The organism is Campylobacter concisus (assembly GCF_002914195.1).
GTDB lineage: Bacteria > Campylobacterota > Campylobacteria > Campylobacterales > Campylobacteraceae > Campylobacter_A > Campylobacter_A concisus_M.
On the sequence record NZ_PPAU01000090.1, the window covers coordinates 431,401 to 456,181 of the forward strand.

A 24,781-nucleotide genomic window follows, 5' to 3' on the forward strand; every position below is an offset into this window, starting at 1 on the left:
ATATGAAAGACAATCTACTTGAATTAACTCAAGATATCGCTTCAGTTGATATCGAAGATTCTATAAAAAATAGCTATCTTGACTACTCTATGAGCGTCATCGTCGGACGTGCTTTGCCTGACGCTAGAGACGGACTAAAGCCAGTTCATAGAAGAATTTTATACGCTATGGATAACCTCGGCGTTGGCAGCAGAAGTGCTTATATGAAGTCAGCTCGTATCGTCGGTGAGGTTATCGGTAAGTACCACCCACATGGCGACACAGCGGTTTATGACGCACTTGTTCGTATGGCTCAGAAATTTTCTATGCGTTATCCAGTCGTTGATGGACAAGGAAACTTTGGCTCGATTGACGGCGACAGCGCAGCTGCGATGCGTTATACCGAAGCTAGAATGACCATGCTTACTGAAGAGCTTTTAAAAGATATCGACAAAGACACGGTTGATTTTGTACCAAACTACGACGATAGAGAGGTTGAGCCAGATGTTTTGCCTAGCCGTGTGCCAAATTTATTATTAAACGGCTCAAGCGGTATTGCTGTCGGTATGGCGACAAATATCCCACCACACAGCCTTGACGAGCTAATAGACGGTCTTTTACTACTTCTTGAAAACAAAGAGGCTACACTTGAAGAGGTAATGGAATTTATAAAAGGTCCAGACTTTCCAACTGGTGGTATCATCTTTGGTAAAAAAGGCATCATAGAGGCCTACCGCACAGGTCGTGGCAGGGTCAAACTAAGAGCCAAAACTCACATAGAAAAAAAGCCAAACAAAGACGTCATCGTCATCGACGAGCTACCATATCAAACAAATAAAGCAAGGCTTATCGAGCAGATCGCTGAGCTAGTAAAAGATAAGCAGATAGAGGGTATTAGCGAGGTTAGAGATGAGTCTGATAAAGACGGCATCCGCGTAGTCATCGAGCTAAAACGCGACGCTATGAGCGATATCGTGCTAAATAATCTCTTTAAATCAACTACAATGGAAAGCACTTTTGGTGTTATTATGCTTGCTATTAATAACAAAGAGCCAAAAGTATTTAACCTTATCGAACTACTTAAGCTATTTCTAAATCACAGAAAAACGGTCATCATTAGAAGAACGATATTTGAGCTTGAAAAAGCGCGCGCAAGAGCCCATATTTTAGAGGGTCTAAAGATCGCACTTGATAATATCGACGAGGTGATAGAGCTTATTAGAAATAGTGCTGATACAGCGGTTGCTAGAGAAGGCTTGATGAGTAAATTTAACCTCTCAGAGCTTCAAGCAAACGCTATCCTTGATATGCGTCTAAGTAAGCTTACAGGCCTAGAGAGAGAAAAACTAGAGGCCGAGCTAGCCGAGCTTATGGCTGAGATCGCAAGACTTGATGAAATTTTAAAGAGCGAGACACTGCTTGAGAATTTGATCAAAGAAGAGCTTCTTGAGATCAAAAATAAATTTAAAGTACCAAGAGTGACTGAGATCGTTGATGACTACGATGATATCGACATTGAAGACCTCATACCAAATGAAAATATGGTTGTAACCATAACTCACCGCGGCTACATCAAGCGTGTGCCAAGCAAGCAGTACGAGAAGCAAAAACGCGGTGGCAAGGGCAAAGTAGCGGTCACGACATATGATGACGATTTTATAGAGAGTTTCTTTACTTCAAATACTCACGATACGCTTATGTTTGTGACTGACCGCGGACAGCTATATTGGCTAAAAGTCTATAAGATCCCAGAGGGAAGCCGCACAGCAAAGGGCAAGGCAGTTGTAAATTTGATCCAGTTGCAGCCTGATGAGAAGATCAAAGCGATCATCCCAACGACTGACTTTGACGAGAGCAAATCGCTAGCATTCTTTACTAAAAATGGCATCGTAAAACGCACAAATTTAAGTGAGTTTAAAAACATTCGCTCAGTTGGTGTAAGAGCGATAAGTCTTGATGAGAACGACGAGCTAGTAACTGCGCTCATCGCTCAAACATACGATGATATGCCAGTAACTGACCCAGAAAATGAGCTAAGCGTTGAGACAGAGGTGCTTGAAGTTGAAGAGCTTCAAAACGAGATCGACGAAGATAATGTAAATGCCGAAGAGGATGCAAACTCAAGCGATGAGACAATGCTATTTGTCGTTACCAAAAAGGGTATGTGTCTTAAATTTAAGATCAGCAAAGTTCGCCAAATGGGAAGAACTGCACGCGGCGTAACTGGCATTAAATTTAAAGAGCCAGGCGATGAGGTCGTAGGTGCAGCAGTAATTGAAAGCAATGATCAAGAAATTTTAAGCATATCTCAAAAAGGTATCGGCAAGCGCACAACCGCTGATGAGTACCGCTTGACAAACCGCGGCGGCAAAGGCGTCATCTGCATGAAGCTAACAAGTAGAACAGGCGATCTTGTGGGCGTTGTGATGGTTGATGAAGAGCAAGATCTTATGGCTCTAACATCAAGTGGTAAGATGATAAGAGTCGATATGCAAAGCATCCGCAAAGCAGGACGTAACACAAGTGGTGTGATCGTCGTAAATGTCGATGGCGATGATGTCGTAAGTATCGCAAGATGCCCTAAGGCAGATGATGGCGAGGACGAGGACGAAGCACCAAGCGAAGATATGGGGCTTTTGGAATAAATTTTGCTATTAAATTTTAAATAAAAGCATAAAAAAGGTTGTTTATGAAGGTTAAAATTTTATCTTTTGCTTTGATGATCGCTGTTTTTGGCGGTTGCTCATTTAATGGCTTTATGGGCGAGCCAACTAGCACATCAAACCGCAACGTAGTCATCCAAAAGGTCGATAAAGACGATCTTAGAGAGGTGATGAAAAAAGAGAAGATGATATATGATAGCGCTCCAAGAGAGACCACTTTTAGAGCCACAGGCGAGGGCATAGCTCCGCTAAATTCGCTCTCATACGCTCAGTCGGTCACTCTTGCAAAAAGAGCAGCGATGGCTGATGCTTATTCTCAGCTTGCTGGTAAGCTTTATGGCGTAAAGATTAACGCTGAAGACACCGTAAGAGACGCGATGTTAAATGATTCATCTATCACTTCAAAGGTTCAAGGTCTTGTAAAAAATGCAAGGATCGTGAATGAAAATTTCAAAGACGGGCTTTATAAGGTAAATATGGAGCTTAAGATAGACGAAGATAAGTGGCGAGAAGTCTTTTCTTACTAACGATACTTTTAAATTTCGCCTTTTGCCTAGAGGAGTTTATCTTCTGGGCAAAGGTAGATACGAAAAATCAAATAGTTGCCTTTGAAGAAATTTCATTTTCAAAGGCGATGACCCTCTCGCCAAATCCAAAACCAAAATTTCTTTGCCAGATAGATGCTTTTAAAGATGAAAATACCACAACTCTTGGCTTTTTAAATTTACACAAAGATGAAATTTTTGACTGCTTTGCTTTAAAAAAAGTGATGATAAAAAATGAGCTTAATGTCAAAAATGCACAGGTCACAAACGCTTCAAATTTGAAAATTTTGCCAGTTAGATTTATGGTGGAATTTAAGCCAAAATCCGCTATCATCGGCACACTTCAATGAAAAAGAGATCAAATGAATATCGTCATAGTAGAAGATGACATCAATATGCGAAAGTCGCTTGAGATCGCACTTGGCGAGTATGAAGAGCTAAACATCAAGAGTTACAAGAGCGCAGTTGAGGCTCTAAAAAAGCTAAGCGACGACACTGATCTAATAATCACCGACATAAACATGCCAAAGATGGACGGACTTGAGTTCATTAAAGAGTTAAACGGCAAATTTGACGTCATCATAATGACTGGAAACGCCACACTTAATAAGGCGATCGAGAGCGTTAGGCTCGGCGTGAAGGACTTTTTAACAAAGCCATTTGACGTCTCAACGCTATATGAGGCGATAAAAAGGGTAGAGGCGCTAAAACAAAAAACTCCAAAAAGCATAAAAAAAGTTGAAAGCAAAAGTGAAAATAACGGCTTTTTAGCCACTTCAAAAGCGCTTGAAGCCACGCAAAATATCGCGCTAAAAGCTGCAAGAACTGACGCTTCAATAATGCTTAGTGGCGAAAGCGGCGTTGGCAAGGAGGTCTTTGCTAAATTTATCCACGCAAACTCACCAAGAAAAGATGCGGCATTTGTTGCTTTAAATATGGCTGCGATCCCTGAAAATTTGATAGAAAGTGAGCTTTTTGGCTTTGAAAAAGGTGCCTTTACCGACGCAGCGACCACAAAAAAAGGGCAGTTTGAGCTGGCAAATGGCGGAACGCTATTTTTAGATGAGATCGGCGAGATGCCTATAAATTTACAGCCAAAATTGCTTCGTGCCTTGCAGGAGCGCGAGATAACAAGGCTTGGCGCTACAAAGAGCGAAAAGATAGACGTTCGCATCATCTGCGCTACGAATGCAAATTTAGAGCTTGCTATGAGGGAGGGTAGATTTAGAGAGGATCTTTTCTACCGCCTAAACACGATCCCACTTTTCATCCCGCCGCTTCGCGAGCGAAAGGATGAAATTTTGCCTATCGCGCAGGATGCTTTGGATAAATGCTGCAAAGAGTATGGCTTTGAGGCTAAAAATTTCTCAAAAGCAGCCAAAGAGGAGCTTTTGGGCTACGACTACCCAGGCAACGTAAGGGAACTCATCTCAGTCGTGCAGCGTGCAGCGATACTAAGCGAGGGCGATGAAATTTTACCAAAAGATCTATTTTTACAAGCCAGAAGCAAAAAATAGCCATAAATTTAAGTAAAATTACGAAAATTAAAAAAGATAAGGAGAGCAGATGAGAAAATTTAACGTAGCTGTCGTTGGTGCTACTGGAGCGGTCGGCGAAGAGCTTTTTAGAGTTATGGAAGAGGTTGATTTCCCAGTTGGAGAGCTTTTGCCGCTTGCTAGCGCAAAAAGTGCTGGTAACGAGATCGAATTTAATGGCAAATATTACAAGGTAAAAGAGCTAACCGAGAAGGTTTTTAGCGAGTATGAGATAGATATTGCTTTTTTTAGTGCGGGCGGTTCAGTCTCAGAGAAATTTGCCAAATTTGCAGCTGATAGTGGCGCAGTAGTCATCGATAACACCAGCCATTTTAGGATGGATAAAGACATTCCTCTTGTTGTACCAGAGTGTAATCCAAGCGACATTGCTATGTGGAAAAATCGCGGTATCATCGCAAATCCAAACTGCTCGACTATCCAAATGGTGCAAATTTTAAAACCACTAAATGACGCTTTTAGTATCAATAGAGTTGATGTTTCTACATACCAAGCAGCAAGCGGTGCTGGCAAAGAGGGCATGGAAGAGCTTGTCATTCAGATGCAAAAATTCTTTGAGTTTAAGCTTGATGAGTGTGAGCCAAAGGTATTTGCGCACCGCCTAGCACTAAATGTGATCCCTCACATCGATGTCTTTTTGGACAATGACTACACAAAAGAAGAGATGAAAATGGTCAATGAAACGCAAAAAATTCTTCACAAAGATATAGAGGTTAGCGCTACCTGCGTGCGTGTGCCAGTGCTTAGGAGCCACTCTGAGGCGATCACCATCCACTTTGATAAAGATGTAAGTGCTGATGCAGCAAGAGAAATTTTAAGCAAAGCTCCAAGCGTCGTCGTAGTCGATAATCCAGCTAAAAAAGAGTATCCGATGCCTACTATCTCAAGCGATACAAACGAGACTTATGTCGGTAGGATCAGAGTTGATAATTACAGACCTAATGTGCTTCATCTTTGGTGTAGTGCCGATCAGATCCGCGTAGGGGCTGCGACAAATGCCGTCAGGATCGCGCAAAAGTGGATTGCGATGCAAGAGTAAATAAGAAGGATTTTTATTGCGTAAGATATTTGAAAAAATTTTGCTTGCTAGCAACAGCTTTACACTTTTTCCAGTAGTTTTTGGACTTTTAGGTGCGATCGTGCTTTTCATCATCGCAAGTTATGATGTTGGCAAGGTGCTTTTAGAGGTTTATAGATATTTCTTCGCCGCAGATTTTCACGTTGAAAATTTCCACTCAGAAGTCGTTGGTGAGATAGTTGGAGCGATCGATCTATACTTGATGGCGCTTGTTCTTTATATATTTAGCTTCGGAATTTACGAGCTTTTCATCTCAGAGATCACACAGTTAAAGCAGTCAAAGCAGAGCAAAGTCTTAGAGGTTCACTCTCTTGATGAGCTAAAAGATAAGCTTGGCAAAGTGATCGTCATGGTCTTAATCGTAAATTTCTTCCAAAGGGTGCTTCACGCAAACTTCACAACTCCGCTTGAGATGGCCTATCTTGCGTCTTCTATCCTTGCACTTTGCCTTGGACTTTACTTCCTTCACAAGGGAGATCACTAAAATTTTAAGCGTTTTTACGCTTAAAATTTCTCCTACATCTTTTCTTTAGCTATTTTTAGGTAATATCCCTTTAAAAATTTAAAGGAAATTTAATGATTTTTATAGACGCTTGTCTTAAAAAACCTACCCCTTATACGCCTGTTTGGATGATGCGCCAAGCTGGTAGATATTTGCCAGAGTATATGCGAGTACGCGCGCAAGCAGGGGATTTTTTGTCACTTTGCAAAGACTACAAAAAGGCTAGCGAAGTCACGCTTCAACCAGTTGAAATTCTAGGCGTTGATGCGGCGATTTTATTTAGCGACATCCTTGTTGTGCCTCTTGAAATGGGTATGGATCTATGTTTTGAAAAGGGCGAGGGTCCAGTTTTTACAGAGCCTTTGCGTGATAAAGCTGCACTTGACGTGCTAAGTATCGAAAAATCGACTAAAAATTTAGCATACGTCTATGACACGATCAAGCTTACAAGAGAAAATTTAGCCAAAGATAAGGCGCTCATTGGCTTTTGCGGCGCACCTTGGACGATAGCTACATACATGATCGAGGGTGGTGGCAGTAAAACTTATGCGGTCTGCAAAAAAATGCTCTATCAAAATCCAGAATTTTTGCATCAAATTTTAGAAAAAGTGACGCAAGCTCTCATCCTTTACGTCAAAGAGCAGATAAGAGCAGGCGTAAATGCGGTGCAAATTTTTGACAGCTGGGCAGCCGCGCTTGAAGAGCAGGCTTATTTTGAGTTTGGATTTAACTACATTAATAAAATAGTTGATAGCGTCAAGGCTGAATTTCCAGAAATTCCAGTCATTGTTTTCCCAAAAGGAATAAGTGGCTATCTGGATAAAATTTCAGGTAAATTTGACGTTTTTGGCGTCGACTGGAGCACGCCGATCGAGCTAGCGAAAGAAAAACTTAGCCCAAGATACGTCCTTCAAGGCAATATGGAGCCAACAAGGCTTTATAGCAAAAAGGCGATAGATGAGGGCATAGATAAAATTTTAAGCACGATGAAAGGCGCGCCACATATTTTCAACCTTGGGCATGGAATTTTGCCTGATGTGCCAGTTGAGAATGCAAAATATTTTATAAAACAGGTACAGACAAAAAGTGCAAGGTAACAAGCCTTGCATCGTCTTTGGACCGATAAATTCTCGCCGTTTTGGTATGAGCCTTGGCATAGATCTAAGTCCTAAACAAAAATCATGTAATTTTGACTGTGTTTATTGTGAGCTAAGTGGCGCTAAAGTAGTCAATGCGATAGAAAATCCGCCAAGTGTTGACGAGATCATAAGCGATTTAAAAGAAGCTTTAAAAACTTATCAAAACATCGACGTCATCACGCTTACAGCAAATGGCGAACCAACTCTTTACCCGCACTTAAAAGAGCTGATAGCAAAAGTAAATGAGCTAAAAGGTAGCGCAAAAACACTTATTTTGAGTAATGGCTCAGGCGTGTGTGACCCAAAAATTTGTGAAGCCTTGCAAGGGCTTGATATAGTGAAATTTAGCCTTGATAGCGCGGTGCAAAGCACATTTAAAAAGATAGACCGCAACAAAAGTGGCATAGAAGTAAATGAGCTTATAAAAGCGATGGCTAAATTTTGCAAGGAATTTAAGGGCGAACTTGTGCTTGAAATTTTGGTTGTGGCTGGATTTAACGACAAAGAAGAGGAATTTATAGCACTCAATGCAGCGATAAATGAGATAGCTCCGCACCGAGTGGATATTGGCACGATAGATCGCCCACCAGCTTATAATGTAAAGGGTGTAGACGCCAAAAAACTAGAGGAGCTAGCCAAGCAGATAAGTGGCGTACCGGTTAATATAGCTAAGGCTCACAAAATAGAGCAAAAGTATAACTTTAGTGAGGATGAAATTCTAGAAATGCTAAGGCGTCGTCCGCAAACTATCGCAAATGTTGAAGAGAATTTTTCTGACTCTTCAAAGCAAACTCTAGCAAAATTCTTGCAACAAGATGTGGTTTATCTAGCAGATGTTGCTGGAGTAAAATTTTACAAACTAAGAGCATAAATGAAAAGAATCCTTACAATACAAGACATCTCGTGCGTTGGCAAATGCTCCCTTACTGTCGCACTTCCGATAATTAGCGCTCAAGGCATCGAAGCATGTATATTGCCTACTGCGCTACTTTCGACCCATACTGGCTTTAAAAATTTCACATTTCGTGATCTGACTGATGAATTTGATGAGATAACACAAGTATGGCACAAAGAAAATATCGCATTTGATGGAATTTATACTGGGTTTTTAGGCAGCTTTAGTCAGCTTGAGCTGATAGAGAAAATTTTTAATGAGTTTAATGACTCTACTCCACTAATACTTGTAGATCCTTGCATGGGCGACAATGGCAAGCTCTATCACGGATTTGATGAAAAATTTGTTATGAAAATGCGTGATCTTTGCACAAAGGCTCACGTCATCACGCCAAATATAACTGAAGCAAGCTTTATGTGCGGGATGCCGTTTTTTGGTAGTGACTATACGCAAGATTATATTTTAGAGTTGCTTGAAGGCTTAGCTAGCTTTGGAGCTAGAAAGATTGTGTTAAAGGGTATTAGATACAAGCAAAATGAATGTGGCATCATAGCTTACGACGCAAAGACAAAAGAGAAAGTAGAGTATTTTCACGAGTTTTTGCCATTTCACACGAGTGGAACCGGAGATATATTTGCTTCTGTGCTTTTTGGCTCACTCATAAATGACGAAAGCATGCAAAATGCCATCAAAAAGGCAGCAAACTTTGTGCTTAGTAGCATTAAAGTCACGCTAAAAGATAAGAGTCGTGCATGGTATGGTGTGCAGTTTGAAAAGGTGCTTGGCACTCTTGCAAAATAGGCGGGCAAACTACTTATTTAAAATTTTTAATAACACAACGATATGGCAAAGATTTATATCTTTGCTAGCTGTTAGAAGTGCTATATCGCCATGCTCTTTTTCTAGTTTCTTTAGCATTTTAAAGCAAGATTGCGCTTTTTCATTATCAAGCTCGAGCTCAAATTTCTCACAAAACTCATCAAATCTAGCTTCTCTATCTTCATGAAACCACTCTCTTAAAGCAGTGCTTGGTGTGATATCTTTTAACCAAAGGAAATTTGAAAATATCTCTTTTCTTATGCCTCTTGGATAGAGTCTATCAACAAAAGCCGCCTTCATATCCAAACTATCATCTTTGATAAAATCATAAATTCTATAAGCTTTAAACATGTTTGTAATTGTAATGCTGTAAGGTTAATGAATAAATTTTTTAGATTAACTTATAATTTTTTAAAATTTACCTTGCGTTTTTTTTTTTTTTTTAAATAGAATAATGCCAAAATTTATTTAAGGAGGTTAAATGAAAATTTCAAATTTGATAGTTTTTTGCACTATCTTATTTTTATTTTCTGGTTGTGTAGCGCCACAATTTACGCCAAAGCCATTATTGCCAGATTCAAAAGGCATAGCAATGGTAAATTCTACACCTTATAACTGTAAAGTTTTAGGCGAAGCAGAGGGAAGTGACGAGGCAAATGGCAGAATGAATCCAACTATTGAAGGGCTTAGACAAGGCGCAATGAATGATCTAAAAAATGAGGCAATTGAGATCGTTGGACTTCGCAAAAGAGTTGTACTTTATATTGTAAATGAATTACCGCTTTGCTACTATGGACAAAATCTTGATATTTGCCCTAGAGGTAGTCAGTTTGCAGCATCTTATAGAATAAAAGCACAAATTTTTGATTGTGGAGATAAAAATTAACCAAGGGTCGGTATAGACCCTTATAAGTTTTTTAACTCTAAAAAAATATCTGAAATAATAAATTTAAATTAAAGCTCGTTTTGATAAAATCCCAATATAAAAATCACTAAAAAGGTCACCATTATGAGAGGCTATAAAATTTTCTCAGGCACAGCAAATATCGAGCTTTCAAAGAAAATTTCACAATATCTGTCGCTTCCACTTAGCGAGGCAAGTATAAAAAGATTTAGCGATGGCGAGATCAGCGTGCAGATCGGCGAGAGTGTGCGTGGGAAAGATGTTTTTGTTATCCAGCCAACATGTGCTCCTGCAAATATAAATTTGATGGAGCTATTAATCCTAACCGACGCTCTAAAACGTAGTAGCGCAAGCTCTATTACAGCGATCGTACCTTATTTTGGCTACGCTAGACAAGATAGAAAAGCAGCTCCTAGAGTGCCGATCACTGCAAAACTAGTGGCAAACATGATGCAAACAGCAGGCATCGACAGGGTCGTCACTATGGATCTTCATGCAGGGCAAATTCAAGGATTTTTTGATATTCCGGTTGATAACCTTTATGGTAGCATCATTTTTAATGATTATGTAAGAGCTAAAAATTTACCAAATCCAATCGTTGCAAGCCCAGATGTAGGCGGTGTTGCTCGTGCTAGAGCTTTAGCTAAAAATTTAAATCTTGACATGGTTATTGTTGATAAGCGCCGCGAAAAAGCAAATGAGAGCGAAGTGATGAATATAATCGGTGACGTAAATGGCAAAGACGTGATCTTGGTCGATGATATGATCGATACGGCTGGCACGATCGTAAAGGCAGCTGAAATTTTTAAAGAGCGTGGCGCAACTAGCGTTATGGCTTTTTGTACACACCCAGTTCTTAGTGGACCAGCTTACGATAGGCTAAGACTAGGCTTTTTGGATGAGCTAGTAGTAACAGATACGATCCCTCTAGCTGAGGAGCTTCCTTGCATAAAAGTGCTAAGTGCGGCTTCTTTATTTGGAGAAGTGATACGCCGTGTATATCACAATGAAAGCGTAAATAGCTTATTTTAATTAATCTTGGCTTTTGCTTTGAGTATTTCAGGCAAAAGCCAAATCTTTCAATATTTATTAGAATTTAATTTTGATAAATCAAAATTTATAGCAAAAAGATAGCCTCTATTTATAGCTGGAATTTTTAAAATTCTAGCCTTCTCTTTAAAAAAATTTGGCATTATGGTTTTACAAAATGGAGTTACTAGAAGGTAAGTATCTGCATATCCGACGGCGATCTTACCACTTAGCACCACGCTTGTTTGCTTTGCTAAATTTGTGCTTAGCTCATCTTTTTGAGCTTTGCTTAGAAGCACGTTTAGCTCTTTTGCCGCCATATCAACGCCTCGTATCGCATTACTATCATTTTTTATAATAAAAATTTTATCACTTATTTTTGTGATATTTGGCATTAAAATTTGTCTATCAGCTTCCAAAAACTCAAAGCTCTTTTGTACGCCACTAAAATATCTATCCAAAAATGGCTCACTAAAATTTAGCCTCATGAAGCTTCTTTTAAACTCGCCTTTTAAATTTGTATCATCGATAAAATAGTGTAAATTTCTCTCATCAAGATAGCTTTGAAGCTCTTTTTTGCGTAAATTTAAAAGCGGCCTAACTAGCCAGAAGTACTTTCTCTTTTCAAGCTCGCTCATGCCAAAGAGCTCTTTTAGTCCAGCGCCCTTACTAAGCTGCATCAAGAACCACTCAAATTTATCATCAAACTGATGCGCTATGATTAAATTTTCGTAGCCAAATTTTTGGCAAATTTCTCCAAAAAACTCATATCTTACCTCGCGCGCGTTTTTTTCAAAATTTGACTTATCTAAAAAAACGCTTTTAGTATAAATTTTTTTACCAAATTTATCTGCGAGCTCTTTTGCGCTTTTTATCTCGCTTTTACTTTGCTCTCGAACATTGTAATCAACCATCGCTAGATCAAATTTGATCCCAACCTCTTCTAAAATGTAAAAAAGTGCAGTGCTGTCTATACCGTGCGAGAAGGCTAGTAGATTTGCACCTGAGCCTAGTCTTTCTCGCACATTTTTGCTTATCATTTTACTTTTTTGATGATTCGTGCGACTAGTTTTTGATCGACCACATCGCTTGCTTCACAAAGATAGAGTGAGCCTATCTCAAGCTCTTTTACGTCACTTTCGTTTATTAAAATTTCTCCGTCTATATCTTTATCCCAGATGTCTTTTTTGGCTGCGTAAAACATCTCACCCTCGCTACTCTCGCCCTCAAGAGAAGCATAAATTTGCTTGCCAATCTCTTTTTGCAAGCTCTCATTTATCGATTTTTTGGTGATTTTTTCTATTTTATTTAGTCTTTTTGAAATGATTTTGGCTGGGATTTGCTCCATTTCAAAAGATGCCGTATCTTCTTCTTTTGAGTAGGCAAAGGCTGAAATTCTATCAAATTTAAATTCTTCTAAAAATTTACAAAGCTCCTCAAAATCCTCCTCACTCTCTCCTGGATGACCCACGATGACACCAGTTCGTAAGAATGAATTCTTGGCATTTCTCATCAAATTTAAAAGCTCTTTTATCTTTTTAGCGCCACTTCCACGCTTCATTATCTTTAGCATATTTTCGTTGATGTGCTGAATCGGCATGTCAAAGTAGTTGTGAAAGACAGGCGAAGCGATGATACGTTCAATTAGCTCCTTGCTGGTCGTGCTTGGGTAGAGGTAAAGTATCCTAGCACTCCTTACGCCTTTTATCTTTTCTATCTCATCTATTAAATTTATAAGCCCGTCGCTAATACCGTGATCGCGCATATATGAGCTTGAGTCTTGGGATAAAAAGCTAAAGTCGTAGTAGCCTTTTTTGACTAAATTTTTGACCTCATTTACGATGTTTTCAAGTGAGCGTGATTTTAGTTTGCCTTTAAAAGTTGGAATGGCACAAAAACTGCATTTTTGGTTACAGCCCTCTGAAATTTTGATGTAGGCGTGGTAGTTTGAGCCAGTTATCACACGCTCTTCATTTGCTTGCAGATAAGTTTGCGGGCTAAATAAATTTTGCTTTTTCAAGATGATCTCATCGATCTTATCGTAGTCAGCCACGCCGGTAAAGAGATCGACCTCTGGTAGCTCTTTCATAAGCTCATCTTTGTAGCGCTGCATAAGACAGCCAGTTACTACTAGCAAAGAGCCATTTTTACGAGCTTCGTGCATCTCAAGTATGGTTTGTATGCTCTCTTCTTTGGCGGATTTGATAAAGCCGCAGGTATTTACGATGATGACGTCAGCGTCACTGATATCATCCGTAATGTCGTAGTTTTGCAATCTACCAAGCATTATTTCTGAATCAACTAAATTTTTGTTACAGCCAAGTGAAATTAAGTGAAGTTTTGGCATTTTTATATCCAGATATTATCTATTAGCCTAGTTTTGCCAACATAAGCTGCCACTAAAATGATGGTGTTATTTTTTTCTATTTTGGAAATTTCATTTAAATTTCTATCCGTAATAGCGACATAATCAACCTTTAACGGCTCTAGCACTTCAAGCATCTTTGTTTTGATCTCGCTCGCGTCTTCTTCGCCGTTTTGGATCAAATTTTGTGCTTTATTTAGCGATCTTGAAAGCCTTAGAGCATTACATTTATCTTCGTCGCAGATATAGACATTTCTACTTGAAAGTGCTAAGCCGTCTGGCTCTCTAACGATATCGCAAGCCACTAGGCTGGTATTAAGAAAAAATGTCTTTATCATGTTTTGCACGATGATTAATTGTTGTGTATCTTTTTTGCCCATGTAAACGCTATTTGCACGAGTTAGGCGAAATAGCTTGTTTAGCACCCTTAGTACGCCATCAAAGTGTCCTGGCCTAGTTTTGCCCTCTAAGATGGCTGAAAATTTCTTTGGAGCGACGATTAGAGGTTCATCTTCAAAGTAAAGCTCGTTAGCATCTGGGATAAAAATAGCACTAACGCCATTTTGCTCACAAATTTTAATGTCGTTTTGCTCATTTCTTGGGTATTTGTCCAGATCTTCGCCTGGTAAAAATTGTGTTGGATTAACGAATGTTGAGACGATACTTATCTCATTTTCGCTCACGCATTTTTTGATAAGGCTAACGTGTCCATCATGAAGTGCGCCCATGGTTGGCACAAAACCGATCTTTGCGCTTGTGCTAGAGACGAAATTTTCAAGTTCTTTTATAGTTCTTATGATTTGCATTTTGACTCTTTTTGTTTGAAATTTTAACTTGGCATTGTAACAAAAAAGGATTAAAAGGGCGTAAATTTAAAAATGTAAGCAACTTTTGGCTAAAATCGGCAAAAATTTTTGGAGAAAAACTTGGATAGTTACGAATACAACGAGCTTTTAAAGAAGCTACAAACAAAAGTTGAAAACATAGGCTCTATCGTAAAGCCTGACGAGATAAAGGCTAGGCTAAAAGAGATCGAGGCCACCGAGCAAGACCCTGATTTTTGGCAAGATATCGCTAAAGCAGGGGCGCTAAATAAAGAAAAAACAAAAATTTCAAATATGCTTGCAAAATTTAACGATGCTAATCAGGCAGTAAGTGATGCAAAGGAGCTCTTTGAGCTAGCAAATTCTGAAAATGACGAAGAGACTATAAATTCTCTTTTTGATGACGCTAAAAATTTAGATGAAAAGATAGTAAATCTTGAAATTTCTATGCTTTTAAGTGGCGAAGATGATGGCAAAAACGCGATCGTATCGATCCATCCTGGAGCTGGTGGCACTGAGAGTAACGACTGGGCGAGTATGCTTTATAGGATGTATCTTAGATTTTGCGAGCGCGAGGGCTTTAAGGTCGAGACTCTTGACTTTCAAGAGGGTGATGAGGCTGGACTAAAAGACGTGAGCTTTATAGTAAAAGGTGAAAATGCTTATGGCTACTTCAAGGCAGAAAATGGCATCCACAGGCTCGTTCGTACAAGCCCATTTGATAGTGCAGGACGCCGCCACACGAGCTTTTCTAGCGTCATGGTAAGCCCTGAAGTAGATGATGATATAGAGATCGAGATCGAAGAGAAAGATCTAAAAATAGACACTTATAGAGCTAGTGGCGCAGGCGGTCAGCACGTAAATAAAACAGAATCTGCCATCCGCATCACGCACATACCAACTGGCATCGTCGTGCAGTGTCAAAACGACCGCAGCCAGCACAAAAACAGAGCCACAGCGATGAAGATGTTAAAGTCGCGCCTTTACGAGCTTGAGCTGATGAAGCAGCAAGAGGCGAGCAACAGCGTAGAAAAGAGCGAGATCGGCTGGGGGCATCAGATAAGATCATATGTGCTTTTCCCATATCAGCAGGTAAAAGATAACCGCAGTGGTGAGGCATACTCACAAACTGATGCGATACTTGATGGCGATATTAAAAAGATGATAGAGGGCGTCTTGATCGCTCAAAAGGCTGAGGCGTAGTAAATTTATAAAAAGAGATGAGAGCTAAAATTTCATCTCTTTTAGCTTCATGCACGCTTCTTCTTTGCCTCTAAAGCAAGCCTCATCAAGATAAATTCTTGCTTTTTTATAGTCATTTTTGCCTAGATAGATAAGCCCTAGATCGTAGCTGGCCTCGCTTGAGCTAAGGCTTGTAGCTTTTTCGTAAAAATATATTGCTTTTTCTAAATTTTTGTTTACACCAAGGCCGTACTCGTAGATATATCCGGCACTTCTTAATCCGTCTATGTTGCCGTATCTGCCAGCTGTTTCAAACCAAAAAAGTGCTCTTAAAATATCTTTACTAAAGCCTTTGCCGTCACGAAAACATGCACCAGTTTGTTGCATGGCAAGCACATTTCCATCTTTTGCATAATCATAAAATCTCTTGCAAGCTTTTGGATAGTTGCCTTCATTGTATAGATAGATGGCGTCTGCTATTTGCTCGACCTCTGGATCAAGTGGTGGCTCGCTAAGGCCAAAATTTTGTGAAATTTGATCTAACGAACATCCCCAAAATAGCAAAATACTAAATACAAAAATGATAAATTTTTTCATATTTGTCCTTGAAAATTTAGGCGATTTTATCCAATTTTATCTTATAATGTCCGCAAATTTTAAGCAAAAGGAACGATATGGATCATAATGCACTTTTAATCCAGCTTGGCTATAACGTCAATGAAACGACCACTGCTCAAATGTGTAGAATTTTAAACAATACTGATGGTCTTTTACCAAAGAGCATAATTGAACTAAATGATCATTTAAAGCCGCACCTTTGTTTTGTGGCGATGAGTGGAAGTGAAGATAGACTAAAGATAAAAAATGTAGCTACCGTTAATGAAATAAAAGAGCGAGTTGATGAGATCATAAAAAACTGGGCTAATAAATATAAAATGGAGCTAAAAAAGATAAATGAAACAACTTACTATTTAATGGGAAAGATAAGGGACTAAAAATGAAATATGATATTGTAATTATTGGTTTTGGAAAAGCTGGCAAAACGCTAGCGGTTAAAGCTGCCGCACTTGGTAAAAAAGTAGCTCTTGTAGAGAGATCGCCAAAGATGTATGGAGGTACTTGCATAAATGTTGGCTGCATACCAACCAAACGCTTAATAACAGCCGCTAAAGAGGCAAAATTTGTAAATAATAGCGTTGAAAGCGAATATTACACGCTTAGCGTGGAAAATAAAAATAAGCTAATCTCGGCCTTGAATGCTAAAAACTATGCAATGCTAAATGATAAAGAAAATATCGATGTGATCGATGGTGTTGGCTCATTCGTTAGCGAAAATAGTGTCCTTGTAACAACGCCAAGTGGTGAGAAAAAGATAATAGAGGGCGACTTTATCATCATAAATAGTGGCTCAAAAGAGGCAGGTACTCCTTTTGAGGTTGTAAGCTCAAATGTATTTTCAAGCCAAACTTTGCTTGATCTAAAAAATTTACCAAAGCATTTCGTCATTATCGGTAGCGGTTTTATCGGTATAGAGTTTGCATCGATGTTTGCAAATTTTGGCTCAAAAGTGACTATTGTAGGACGTTCAAAACTACTTAAAAACGAAGATGATGATATAGCTAATAGCGTAAAAGAGGCTCTTAGAGTCCAAGGTGTTGAAATTTTAGAGGGTTGCGAGATAGAGTGCATTAAAGAAAATATATTAAATTTCAAGCAAAATGGCGAGCAAAGATGCCTTAGAGCTGATGCATTTTTGATCGCACTTGGCAGAGTAGCAAATGTAGATGATTTAAATTTAAAAGCTGCTGGAGTTGAGCTAAATGAAAAAGGCTTTATAAAGACAAATGAAAACCTTCAAACAAATGTGCCAAATATCTATGCGGTAGGCGACGTGCGCGGCGGAGAGCTTTTTACTTATACGAGCTTGGATGATTTTAGGATAGTTTATTCACAAATTTTTGGTGATAAAAAGAGAAATACTAAAAATAGAAGCATTCATGCAAATGTGCTGTTTACCGATACTCCACTAGCAAGAGTTGGAGTAAATGCAAAAGAAGCTAGCAAGCTTGGGCTAAATTTTAAAGAGCTAAAGCTTAGTATGGCAACAGTACCAGGCGCAAAAGTACTAAATCACGATATAGGTATGCTAAAAGCTATTGTTGATGCACAAAGTGGCGAAATTTTAGGTGCTAGCTTTCACTGCATCTATGCAAATGAGCTGATAAATGAAATCGCAATTGCTATGAATTTAAAAGCAAACGCAAATTTCTTTAAAAATCAAATTTTCACTCATCCAAGCATCAGTGAAGCACTAAATGACTTATTTGGACAATTTTAAAAGGAAAAGAATGAAAAAATATTTATTGCTTTTATCGGCTTTATTTTTCACTGGCTGCTTAAATGTGATTGGTGTAGGACAAAAACAAGATGATTCGTGGCAGCAACCAAAGGATGAAAAAATAGTGCAAAATAAAGAGCAAATTTCAAGAAATGCGATCGAAATTTTAATACCAAAATGCGAAGAAGGCGATGCGGAAGCTTGCAACGATTTGGGTGTAAATTACGAGCTTTTAAAAGAATATGAAAATGCTTTAATAAATTATCAAAAAGCTTGCGATGCTAAAGTACAAGTCGGTTGTGCAAATTTGGGCACTCTTTATGAGCTTGGACTCGGAGTTAAAAAAAATCCAAAAAAAGCAATTTCAATTTATAAAGAAAGCTGCAATGGCGGAGGCATGCAAGCTTGCTATCATTTAGGCAATGCTTACAGAAAGGGTGAAATCGTTAAGCGAGATTATTACTTAGCAATGCAAGCTTATACAAATGCATGCAATGCTGGCGATTTGCCAAGTTGTGCCAATATCGGAGCGATGTATGAGCTTGGTCTTGGTGTCAATAAAGATGAAAAAAGGGCTTATGGAATTTATAAAGTCGCTTGCTTTCGTGGGCTAAGCAAGGCATGCCCTCAGATGAAAAGACTAGGCACAAAGCTGGGAATGTAAGTGAAAAAGGTCTTAAATTTTAGTCTTGTTTTGGCCATGGGCTTTATGCTTAGTGGTTGCTGGTCGTGGCAAAAGATGGTAAGCTTTGGCTTTTGGCAAAGTGATGAAGAGGCGAGGGCAGAGCGTCTTGAGCTTGAAAAAGAGAAGATGGTGCAAAACTGCGAGAGCGGAAATAGCATCGACTGCAATAATTTAGCCGTAAATTTTAGCAATGAAAAAGACTTCGTAAAAGCAAAAGGCTACTACGAAAAAGCTTGCAATGCTGGGCTTGCGACGGCTTGCTCAAATTTGGGTCAAATTTATGAGCAAGGGCTGATTGATGAGCAAAAAGATATGGAAAAAGCTCTAAAACTTTATAAACTAGCTTGTGATAGTGGCGATGGCGTTGGCTGCTATAATGAGGCTATGGGGCTAAAATCCTACATCGAAAGCGAAAATTTAAAGACACATAAGATAGATAGAACTAAGGCTGAGACTAGAGTGCTAAGGCTTTTGGCAAAGAGCTGCGAGCTTGAATACGCTCAGTCGTGCTTTTTGCTTGCAAAGCTAAGCGGCGATGAAGCAAAAGCAGAGACACTTTATAAAAGAGCCTGCCAGCTTGGCAAATGTGTGGATAAAAAGTAATACTAGCAAAATACCATTCTAAAAATTCGCAATAAATCAACAAAGGCTCTTTTTGAGCCTTTTAAAATTTTATGTTTTAATCGAGAAATTCTAAGAATACCTTCAAACGTGTGCGGATCTGGCCAACATACATCTTGTTTGGAGTAGTCAGTTTCAAGACTCATATAGCTTACACCAGCTTCTTTGCTGACTTCTTTTATCTTGTTTGTTTCTATTGCATAAGCGTAACAGCCACTTAAAACGATGTCTATTGCACCATCTGTTTTACATTCATCTACAAATTTTTAATAATATCAGATCTTGAGTTGTTTTTGTACATTACAGAAGAGGGGCGTCTTTAAGTAACGTTTGGCGATATTTTCTACAAGGTTACCTTGTGCGCTTATATTATTTTTAAAATTTGTAGTTTCTGTACAGCTTTTAAAAACTACTACATCCGCTTCTACACTTGCTCTTCCATACCCAGTAGCTGTGATTGAGGCATATTGATAGCCTTTTTGTTCTAAAATTTCTTTTATATCGCGTACTATTTTTATGGCACTAAAACTACTTTATAACAAAAATAGATCACAAAAATTATCTTGATTATCTAGTATTGCTGCTTTTGTAGATGTTGAGCTTATATCAATACTGATGAAATACATAAATTCATGTCTATAAAAATATAATTTCTATAACTAAGAACTTGAGAGAAATGTTATCTATTTGTAGCATTTTATTAAATGAAATCTAAAATTTTACTTCAATCCAAAAACTTTTATATTAAAAGTAGTATGGATTTTATCCTTTTCGCCTTTCATGACGATAGGAAATTCTGTCTTTACGATACTGTCATAGCTGCTAAGCGCATCTAAAAAGTCATAAAATTTTTGTGGTGTCCTTAGGGAGCTAGTTACATTTAGGCGAAATCTAAAAAATTTCTCACTAGCGTTATTATCGCCTTCTTCTATCTTGCTAAGGCTTACTTCACTGAAAAATTTAGAGGCAAATTCTATAAATTTATCTTTATCAAATTTAGTATCAAAAGCTGAAATGATAGCTCCGTCTTTTTGTTTAGTTGCTTCAAGGGCTTTAAATTTAGCTTCAAATTCATTTTTTACTTTTGTATAAGATGAGGTCTGTGAATAATTTTGTCTAGTTAGGCTTTTAAATTCTTTTATATTTGGCACTATAAAACCAAATATCATAATGAAACAAACTATGATAAAAGCAAATATAAAAAGTAAAAGCTTGACGGGATCTATTTTTTCTAAGCTCGTATCTTTTTTACTCATTATATCCCTCAGAATTATCAATTTTATTTGTGCTTATAAAGCCATACCAGCCGTTTTTGCTTTGATAAAAGCTGGTATTTGAAGTTGTAAAAATAGATCTTAAAGGTGAAGCTAGAAGCTGATTAAATACATCTTTTGTCGGCGTTATACCACGAATGATGAGTGAGTTTTTATCCATAAAAACCTCTTCAAGCGTTATGCTGTCAGGCACTAGGTCAAAAAGATTGTGCAAGCTTTGCTTGAGAATAGAATTTGATGTGAAAATATCATTTGCAGATTCTATTTGTACAGCTAGTTTAGCTGAAATTTCATCTGTTGTGACTATTTTTTGACTAAGTTCTTTTTGCTCATTTGATAAAAAAATTATATTTTTTTCACTTGAATAATTTTTATAGAGTATAAAGAAATTTGTTGCCAAAAGAGCTACAAACACAAAGCTTATAAGGCTTAGCCAAATTTTGCTAAAGATAGATATAAGTGGTCTTGGTTCTGGAGCAATAAAGCTAAATCTCATAATATTATCTCTTCTTGCATGATTTCATTCATAATATGATTTGTATTCACTGGATACACCGAAGTCTCCACTAAAAGCTCAGATTGCAGATATTGTAAAAAGGTTGCACTTGTTTTTGTGTTTTCAAAAACAATTATTTGCTCAATAAAATCACCGCCGTAGAGAGGATTTTCGTAAAATTCTTTTACAGCCTTTACGATGTAATCAAACATCTTCATGTCATACCCAAAAATAGCAACGGATTTTTCTACATTTGTAGAAACTGGCATATTTAGTTCATAATTTAGATCTTCAAATTCTTTTGGCTTATCATCACTTAAAAAATCATCTAAACTTTTAAAATCATCAAGTGAGGTTGCGTCATTTTCTTCTTTAATGATTAAGTTGTCAATATCTGTTATATCTTCTTCTTTTAGGCTTTCAGCTTCCTGATTGGTTTCTTCAATGCCAGACATATTTAAAAAAGTAGATAACTTCATTTGTTTATCTTTAAAGATCGCAAGCGTAAACGAATGTGCATGGATATAAAGATAAAGTGTAGTTTTTGGAGAAATTCCGCGTTTTAAAAGCTCGTGAAAGAGTAGGGCAATAGGTGAGTAGATGAGATCTACACTATCTTGCCCAAATAAATTTTTATATTTTTTTATAGCATTTAAATTTGCATAAATACTCCAGCTATCCTGCATGATAAGGCTTGTAAGATTTTTAGTATTTATATTAAATTTTTTATATTCATCAAAGCTAGTGCTAGGAAGCGCGCCTTGCGAGTCGTCATTAAAAAAAACTGAAACATACACACCAAAATATGTTTTTTCTTGCTCTTCTATGTATTTTATGATTTTTTCATCGATATTATCGATATTTATATCTGTAAATTTAGCGTTTATGGTTTTTAAAAGTTTACCATTTCTAAAGACCTGACCGAAGAATATGCACTCATTGCCCTCCAACACGACGCTTAAAAAAAGGTTAGAAAAAAGCTTTTTGACGCTAAAAGACATAAATCTCCTAAATTTAGTGCATAATTTTCGTTATGGTAGCTAAAAAGGGATTAAATAAGTTTAAAACAGCTCGTTTTTAAGCTTAACGAAAATCTCTTTTGTGTTTAAAGCTTCATTTTTTAGTTCATTATCAAGTAGGGCCGAGTTTTTAAGGTCGTCAAAATCCTCTATCATCACATCACACATCATCTTAATGCGTTCGCTATCAGCCTTGCTGACGCTACTTTGGCTCATTTTTTTGATACGCTCAAGATACTCTTTGCCATTTTTTATGTATGAGCTAAATTTGATAGCAGCCTTACTTTGGTTTAGCACAGTATTTGCCATTTTGTTATAAATATCTATATCAAGTGCTTTTTGGCTTAAATTCAAGGCTTTTTCATATTCTTTGTTTTCGTATAAAAATTTTGCTTCAAGAGCGAGCTTATAGGAGTTGCCGCTGTAAAAAAATAGTCCAAATAAAATAATTAGAAAGATGGCTATAAAGATAGATAGTTTATTTTTCATAAATTTCGTCCAAAATTTCTCTTATCTCGTCGCTTATTTGCGGATTTTTATGCGCATATTTTTTCCACCAAATTTCTAAATTTGCTCTAAAGTCCTCTTGGTTTTGCTCCACGCTCTTACCACCATCGTTTTGCGAGGCCTGCCAAAGTTCGTTTTGTATCTTTTCTTTTGCATCTTTTTGCTCCAAATTTTCCACACTAAAAGGAGCTGAGAGGCTAAATTTTATAGTCGAAAATGGCTTTGGAAGTATCATCTTATCCCAGCTTTTAAACTCCCAAAACGAGTTTGCTTCGAAATTTAGAGCATAAATTTCACAAGATGACTTTTGTGCGATCACCGCAGCTCCATCTGCCACGCTGTGCCTTGGCCCTCTTGGGCCATCTGGCGTGATGATGACGTCGTGGTCTTGCTTTATCTCTCTTAAAGCTTCTATCAGTGCTCTTGCGCCGCCTTTTGAGCTACTGCCTCTAATGGTGCCGATACCAAAAAATTTGATTATTCTAGTGATTAACTCGCCATCCTTGTGATCGCTGATTATCACCTTGCCTTGTTTTCTGTTTTGACTGCTCCACCAGCGCCTGTAAGCAAAGCTCATAAAGCTAAGTCTGCCGTGCCAAAAGACGACTACACAACCATTTTGTGGTAAGAAATTTGGAGTGTAACTCTTTTTGCAGGTTAGAAAAATGAGCCACATCAAAATATAGATGAAAAAGACGCCAACGCTTAGGGCGACCTTTTCAAAGACGTTTTTAAATTTGCAGCTCGCCATACAAAACCATTCGTTTTGGGTTTGTGATCTTAATTTTTTGTGTAGTGCCAAGAAGCTCTTCGCTACCATCGACTTGAACTAAAAAGTTGTTAAAACTTCGCCCAGCAACGCCGCCGTTTGCCCTTAGCTCTTCAAAATATACATCAAAAATTTTATCTTTTTGTGCCGCCACGATCTCGTCTAAAATTTCATTGTGGCGATTTTGCAGGCGCGTGAGCCTTGCTGAAGCGATTTTATCATCTATTTGATTTGTAAAAGTAGCTGCCTTTGTAAGAGGACGAGGCGAATACTTAAAGCTAAAAATTTGCTCAAATCTAACTTGTTCAAGCACGTCCATTGTGTCTTCAAACTCGCTATCACTCTCGCCCGGAAATGCGACGATGATATCAGTTGAGATGCTCACGTCCGGGCACATCTTTCTAAGTCTTAGCGCGCGGTCTAAAAACCACTCTTTTGTGTATCCGCGCTTCATCTCGCGCAAAACTTTGGTATTTCCGCTTTGAAGCGGCATGTGCATAGACTTGCAAATTTTAGAATTATTGGTGAAAATTTCAAGAAATTTATCATCCATATGAAGTGGGTGCGGACTTGTAAATCTTATCCTCTCAACGCCATCTATCTCGCTTATCTTTACTAAAAGATCGCTAAAATCGATATTTTCTTGCACGCCTGAAAATCTTTTACCGTAGTTATTGACATTTTGTCCTAGTAAAAATATCTCTTTTGCACCGCTTTTTGCAGCCTTTTCTACCTCTTTTAGGATGAGGCTTGAAGGGATAGAAATTTCATCGCCTCTGGTGTGTGGGACGATGCAGTAGGTGCATTTTTTATCGCAACCGATCGAGATATTGATGTGGCTTTTGTATGGCGAGCCTCTAAATTCGCCAAATGCATATTCGCTCTCGTCGTGGTTGATGTCGGTTGAGATAAATTTAGGCGTATTTACCGCCTTTGTGATCTTGCTAACATTTCTTGCGCCAAGGACAAAATCAACATAAGGTGCGCGCTTAAAAATTTCACTACCCAAATGGCTTGCAGTGCAGCCACAAACGCCTATCTTTGCACCTCTTTTTTTGGCTTTTTCAAAGGCTCCGACCTCGCTAAAGAGCTTATGGACTGGCTTTTCACGAACTGAGCAGGTATTTATAAGGATTAAATCAGCTTCTTCGATGTTTTGTGTTAAGGAGTAGTCTTCTTTTTGTGAGAGCTCGGCTATGATATGCTCGCTGTCACGAACATTCATAGCACAGCCTAAAGTTTGGATAAAGAGTTTTTTACTCATTAAAGTATATGCACTTCATACATGTAGTCGCTATCATCAAGTCCGTATTTTACGGTTCTGTGATAAACACTTAGCCCTTTTTCTTCAAAATGCTCGACTAAGGCGATTAGCTGTTTGTGTGTGTTTTCTTTATCAAAATAGAAAATTTTCTGACCCTCTTTTTCGACAGCTGCCTCTATTTTTTCTAGCGAAATCGTTTTTGGTTTTGCGTCTAATTCAGCTCTTGCAAGTTTTAGCTCCATTTTTAATCCTTTCAAAATCTTAAATTTTAATCGGTCAATATATCCAAAACATCATAAAAAAAGGATTAAATAAAAGTTAATAATAAGCT

General features: G+C 38.1%; 29 protein-coding genes. 16 read left to right on the top strand and 13 right to left on the bottom strand.

What is annotated here, in order from left to right; all coding sequences use genetic code 11:
• The first annotated feature begins 2 nt into the window (after positions 1–2).
• From gyrA to CYP28_RS04425, 9 genes are all read left to right on the top strand, one after another.
• Positions 3–2,624, top strand: a complete 2,622-nt coding sequence (gyrA, locus tag CYP28_RS04385) for a DNA gyrase subunit A (RefSeq protein WP_103593220.1) — start codon at positions 3–5, stop codon at positions 2,622–2,624.
• Between the two features lie 44 nt (positions 2,625–2,668).
• On the top strand, positions 2,669–3,169 hold the full coding sequence (locus CYP28_RS04390) for an LPP20 family lipoprotein (protein ID WP_021090035.1): 501 nt from the start codon (positions 2,669–2,671) through the stop codon (positions 3,167–3,169).
• Positions 3,145–3,537 (top strand): hypothetical protein, encoded by a 393-nt coding sequence (locus CYP28_RS04395; protein ID WP_087578732.1) that lies wholly within the window; start codon positions 3,145–3,147, stop codon positions 3,535–3,537. Before CYP28_RS04390 ends, CYP28_RS04395 begins: the two co-directional genes overlap by 25 nt.
• Positions 3,538–3,549: 12 nt before the next feature.
• Positions 3,550–4,704 carry a sigma-54-dependent transcriptional regulator gene (locus CYP28_RS04400; RefSeq protein ID WP_103593221.1) on the top strand — a complete coding sequence of 385 codons (1,155 nt, stop codon included), beginning with the start codon at positions 3,550–3,552 and terminating at the stop codon, positions 4,702–4,704.
• 49 nt (positions 4,705–4,753) lie between these two features.
• Positions 4,754–5,779 (top strand): aspartate-semialdehyde dehydrogenase, encoded by a 1,026-nt coding sequence (locus CYP28_RS04405; RefSeq protein ID WP_103593222.1) that lies wholly within the window; start codon positions 4,754–4,756, stop codon positions 5,777–5,779.
• 16 nt (positions 5,780–5,795) lie between these two features.
• Complete coding sequence (locus CYP28_RS04410) at positions 5,796–6,302, top strand: YqhA family protein (RefSeq protein WP_103593223.1); 507 nt, start codon at positions 5,796–5,798, stop codon at positions 6,300–6,302.
• A 92-nt stretch (positions 6,303–6,394) separates the two neighbouring features.
• Complete coding sequence (gene hemE, locus CYP28_RS04415; protein ID WP_103593224.1) at positions 6,395–7,417, top strand: uroporphyrinogen decarboxylase; 1,023 nt, start codon at positions 6,395–6,397, stop codon at positions 7,415–7,417.
• 46 nt (positions 7,418–7,463) lie between these two features.
• Positions 7,464–8,330, top strand: coding sequence for a radical SAM protein (locus CYP28_RS04420; protein ID WP_103593366.1), 867 nt, complete (start codon positions 7,464–7,466; stop codon positions 8,328–8,330).
• The gene (locus CYP28_RS04425; protein ID WP_103593225.1) at positions 8,331–9,155 is read left to right on the top strand and encodes a pyridoxamine kinase; all 825 of its coding nucleotides are present in this window, start codon (positions 8,331–8,333) and stop codon (positions 9,153–9,155) included.
• 9 nt (positions 9,156–9,164) lie between these two features.
• Here CYP28_RS04425 and CYP28_RS04430 read toward each other — a convergent pair whose 3' ends face one another.
• Complete coding sequence (locus tag CYP28_RS04430; RefSeq protein ID WP_087579994.1) at positions 9,165–9,524, bottom strand: DUF488 domain-containing protein; 360 nt, start codon at positions 9,522–9,524, stop codon at positions 9,165–9,167.
• Positions 9,525–9,654: 130 nt separating this feature from the next.
• Here CYP28_RS04430 and CYP28_RS04435 point away from each other — a divergent pair, with 130 nt between their 5' ends.
• Both CYP28_RS04435 and CYP28_RS04440 read left to right on the top strand, forming a co-directional pair.
• A complete protein-coding gene (locus tag CYP28_RS04435; RefSeq protein ID WP_103593226.1) occupies positions 9,655–10,059 on the top strand; it encodes a hypothetical protein in 405 nt (134 codons plus the stop codon).
• Between the two features lie 123 nt (positions 10,060–10,182).
• The gene (locus CYP28_RS04440; RefSeq protein ID WP_103593227.1) at positions 10,183–11,109 is read left to right on the top strand and encodes a ribose-phosphate pyrophosphokinase; all 927 of its coding nucleotides are present in this window, start codon (positions 10,183–10,185) and stop codon (positions 11,107–11,109) included.
• 47 nt (positions 11,110–11,156) lie between these two features.
• Here CYP28_RS04440 and tilS read toward each other — a convergent pair whose 3' ends face one another.
• The 3 genes from tilS to panC are packed head-to-tail and all read right to left on the bottom strand — an operon-like array spanning position 11,157 to position 14,277.
• Positions 11,157–12,146, bottom strand: coding sequence for a tRNA lysidine(34) synthetase TilS (gene tilS / locus CYP28_RS04445; RefSeq protein ID WP_103593228.1), 990 nt, complete (start codon positions 12,144–12,146; stop codon positions 11,157–11,159).
• Positions 12,143–13,453, bottom strand: coding sequence for a 30S ribosomal protein S12 methylthiotransferase RimO (gene rimO, locus CYP28_RS04450; RefSeq protein ID WP_103593229.1), 1,311 nt, complete (start codon positions 13,451–13,453; stop codon positions 12,143–12,145). The genes tilS and rimO overlap by 4 nt, the downstream gene beginning before the upstream one ends.
• Positions 13,454–13,455: 2 nt before the next feature.
• Positions 13,456–14,277 carry a pantoate--beta-alanine ligase gene (gene panC, locus CYP28_RS04455; protein WP_103593230.1) on the bottom strand — a complete coding sequence of 274 codons (822 nt, stop codon included), beginning with the start codon at positions 14,275–14,277 and terminating at the stop codon, positions 13,456–13,458.
• Positions 14,278–14,397: 120 nt separating this feature from the next.
• On the opposite strand from panC, the gene prfB reads away from it, so the two are divergent.
• Positions 14,398–15,498 carry a peptide chain release factor 2 gene (gene prfB, locus CYP28_RS04460; RefSeq protein WP_103593231.1) on the top strand — a complete coding sequence of 367 codons (1,101 nt, stop codon included), beginning with the start codon at positions 14,398–14,400 and terminating at the stop codon, positions 15,496–15,498.
• A 24-nt stretch (positions 15,499–15,522) separates the two neighbouring features.
• Here the strand turns inward: prfB and CYP28_RS04465 are convergent, their stop codons facing one another.
• On the bottom strand, positions 15,523–16,074 hold the full coding sequence (locus CYP28_RS04465) for a tetratricopeptide repeat protein (protein ID WP_103593232.1): 552 nt from the start codon (positions 16,072–16,074) through the stop codon (positions 15,523–15,525).
• Positions 16,075–16,151: 77 nt separating this feature from the next.
• Here CYP28_RS04465 and CYP28_RS04475 point away from each other — a divergent pair, with 77 nt between their 5' ends.
• From CYP28_RS04475 to CYP28_RS04490, 4 genes are read left to right on the top strand one after another with little or no spacing between them, the layout of a single operon-like run.
• Positions 16,152–16,472, top strand: coding sequence for a type II secretion system protein (locus CYP28_RS04475; protein WP_087585814.1), 321 nt, complete (start codon positions 16,152–16,154; stop codon positions 16,470–16,472).
• Between the two features lie 2 nt (positions 16,473–16,474).
• Complete coding sequence (locus CYP28_RS04480; protein ID WP_103593234.1) at positions 16,475–17,815, top strand: dihydrolipoyl dehydrogenase family protein; 1,341 nt, start codon at positions 16,475–16,477, stop codon at positions 17,813–17,815.
• A 10-nt stretch (positions 17,816–17,825) separates the two neighbouring features.
• The gene (locus tag CYP28_RS04485) at positions 17,826–18,479 is read left to right on the top strand and encodes a tetratricopeptide repeat protein (RefSeq protein ID WP_087576970.1); all 654 of its coding nucleotides are present in this window, start codon (positions 17,826–17,828) and stop codon (positions 18,477–18,479) included.
• The gene (locus tag CYP28_RS04490; RefSeq protein WP_103593235.1) at positions 18,480–19,103 is read left to right on the top strand and encodes a tetratricopeptide repeat protein; all 624 of its coding nucleotides are present in this window, start codon (positions 18,480–18,482) and stop codon (positions 19,101–19,103) included.
• A 2-nt stretch (positions 19,104–19,105) separates the two neighbouring features.
• Here CYP28_RS04490 and CYP28_RS10895 read toward each other — a convergent pair whose 3' ends face one another.
• The 8 genes from CYP28_RS10895 to CYP28_RS04525 form a co-directional block, all read right to left on the bottom strand.
• Positions 19,106–19,354, bottom strand: coding sequence for a hypothetical protein (locus CYP28_RS10895; RefSeq protein WP_430516121.1), 249 nt, complete (start codon positions 19,352–19,354; stop codon positions 19,106–19,108).
• 486 nt (positions 19,355–19,840) lie between these two features.
• Positions 19,841–20,377 (bottom strand): hypothetical protein, encoded by a 537-nt coding sequence (locus CYP28_RS04495; protein WP_103593236.1) that lies wholly within the window; start codon positions 20,375–20,377, stop codon positions 19,841–19,843.
• On the bottom strand, positions 20,370–20,891 hold the full coding sequence (locus CYP28_RS04500; protein ID WP_103593237.1) for a hypothetical protein: 522 nt from the start codon (positions 20,889–20,891) through the stop codon (positions 20,370–20,372). Before CYP28_RS04500 ends, CYP28_RS04495 begins: the two co-directional genes overlap by 8 nt.
• Positions 20,888–21,892 carry a hypothetical protein gene (locus CYP28_RS04505; protein ID WP_103593238.1) on the bottom strand — a complete coding sequence of 335 codons (1,005 nt, stop codon included), beginning with the start codon at positions 21,890–21,892 and terminating at the stop codon, positions 20,888–20,890. Before CYP28_RS04505 ends, CYP28_RS04500 begins: the two co-directional genes overlap by 4 nt.
• A gap of 60 nt (positions 21,893–21,952) precedes the next feature.
• Positions 21,953–22,399: a hypothetical protein gene (locus CYP28_RS04510; RefSeq protein ID WP_103593239.1), complete on the bottom strand. Its 447-nt coding sequence runs from the start codon at positions 22,397–22,399 to the stop codon at positions 21,953–21,955.
• The gene (locus tag CYP28_RS04515) at positions 22,389–23,168 is read right to left on the bottom strand and encodes a lysophospholipid acyltransferase family protein (protein ID WP_103593240.1); all 780 of its coding nucleotides are present in this window, start codon (positions 23,166–23,168) and stop codon (positions 22,389–22,391) included. Before CYP28_RS04515 ends, CYP28_RS04510 begins: the two co-directional genes overlap by 11 nt.
• Positions 23,149–24,450 carry a tRNA (N6-isopentenyl adenosine(37)-C2)-methylthiotransferase MiaB gene (gene miaB / locus CYP28_RS04520; protein WP_103593241.1) on the bottom strand — a complete coding sequence of 434 codons (1,302 nt, stop codon included), beginning with the start codon at positions 24,448–24,450 and terminating at the stop codon, positions 23,149–23,151. Before miaB ends, CYP28_RS04515 begins: the two co-directional genes overlap by 20 nt.
• Positions 24,450–24,692 (bottom strand): HP0268 family nuclease, encoded by a 243-nt coding sequence (locus CYP28_RS04525; protein ID WP_002941786.1) that lies wholly within the window; start codon positions 24,690–24,692, stop codon positions 24,450–24,452. The genes miaB and CYP28_RS04525 overlap by 1 nt, the downstream gene beginning before the upstream one ends.
• Between the last annotated feature and the right edge of the window lie 89 nt (positions 24,693–24,781).

Bases quoted from the DNA above. Each gene is read 5' to 3' on its own strand.
- gyrA (WP_103593220.1), top strand. From the start codon at position 3: ATGAAAGACAATCTACTTGAATTAACTCAAGATATCGCTTCAGTTGAT.
- CYP28_RS04390 (WP_021090035.1), top strand. From the start codon at position 2,669: ATGAAGGTTAAAATTTTATCTTTTGCTTTGATGATCGCTGTTTTTGGC.
- CYP28_RS04400 (WP_103593221.1), top strand. From the start codon at position 3,550: ATGAATATCGTCATAGTAGAAGATGACATCAATATGCGAAAGTCGCTT.
- CYP28_RS04405 (WP_103593222.1), top strand. From the start codon at position 4,754: ATGAGAAAATTTAACGTAGCTGTCGTTGGTGCTACTGGAGCGGTCGGC.
- hemE (WP_103593224.1), top strand. From the start codon at position 6,395: ATGATTTTTATAGACGCTTGTCTTAAAAAACCTACCCCTTATACGCCT.
- CYP28_RS04420 (WP_103593366.1), top strand. From the start codon at position 7,464: ATGAGCCTTGGCATAGATCTAAGTCCTAAACAAAAATCATGTAATTTT.
- CYP28_RS04425 (WP_103593225.1), top strand. From the start codon at position 8,331: ATGAAAAGAATCCTTACAATACAAGACATCTCGTGCGTTGGCAAATGC.
- CYP28_RS04430 (WP_087579994.1), bottom strand. From the start codon at position 9,524: ATGTTTAAAGCTTATAGAATTTATGATTTTATCAAAGATGATAGTTTG.
- CYP28_RS04435 (WP_103593226.1), top strand. From the start codon at position 9,655: ATGAAAATTTCAAATTTGATAGTTTTTTGCACTATCTTATTTTTATTT.
- CYP28_RS04440 (WP_103593227.1), top strand. From the start codon at position 10,183: ATGAGAGGCTATAAAATTTTCTCAGGCACAGCAAATATCGAGCTTTCA.
- tilS (WP_103593228.1), bottom strand. From the start codon at position 12,146: ATGATAAGCAAAAATGTGCGAGAAAGACTAGGCTCAGGTGCAAATCTA.
- rimO (WP_103593229.1), bottom strand. From the start codon at position 13,453: ATGCCAAAACTTCACTTAATTTCACTTGGCTGTAACAAAAATTTAGTT.
- panC (WP_103593230.1), bottom strand. From the start codon at position 14,277: ATGCAAATCATAAGAACTATAAAAGAACTTGAAAATTTCGTCTCTAGC.
- CYP28_RS04465 (WP_103593232.1), bottom strand. From the start codon at position 16,074: ATGAAAAAATTTATCATTTTTGTATTTAGTATTTTGCTATTTTGGGGA.
- CYP28_RS04475 (WP_087585814.1), top strand. From the start codon at position 16,152: ATGGATCATAATGCACTTTTAATCCAGCTTGGCTATAACGTCAATGAA.
- CYP28_RS04480 (WP_103593234.1), top strand. From the start codon at position 16,475: ATGAAATATGATATTGTAATTATTGGTTTTGGAAAAGCTGGCAAAACG.
- CYP28_RS04485 (WP_087576970.1), top strand. From the start codon at position 17,826: ATGAAAAAATATTTATTGCTTTTATCGGCTTTATTTTTCACTGGCTGC.
- CYP28_RS04495 (WP_103593236.1), bottom strand. From the start codon at position 20,377: ATGAGTAAAAAAGATACGAGCTTAGAAAAAATAGATCCCGTCAAGCTT.
- CYP28_RS04500 (WP_103593237.1), bottom strand. From the start codon at position 20,891: ATGAGATTTAGCTTTATTGCTCCAGAACCAAGACCACTTATATCTATC.
- CYP28_RS04505 (WP_103593238.1), bottom strand. From the start codon at position 21,892: ATGTCTTTTAGCGTCAAAAAGCTTTTTTCTAACCTTTTTTTAAGCGTC.
- CYP28_RS04510 (WP_103593239.1), bottom strand. From the start codon at position 22,399: ATGAAAAATAAACTATCTATCTTTATAGCCATCTTTCTAATTATTTTA.
- CYP28_RS04515 (WP_103593240.1), bottom strand. From the start codon at position 23,168: ATGGCGAGCTGCAAATTTAAAAACGTCTTTGAAAAGGTCGCCCTAAGC.
- miaB (WP_103593241.1), bottom strand. From the start codon at position 24,450: ATGAGTAAAAAACTCTTTATCCAAACTTTAGGCTGTGCTATGAATGTT.
- CYP28_RS04525 (WP_002941786.1), bottom strand. From the start codon at position 24,692: ATGGAGCTAAAACTTGCAAGAGCTGAATTAGACGCAAAACCAAAAACG.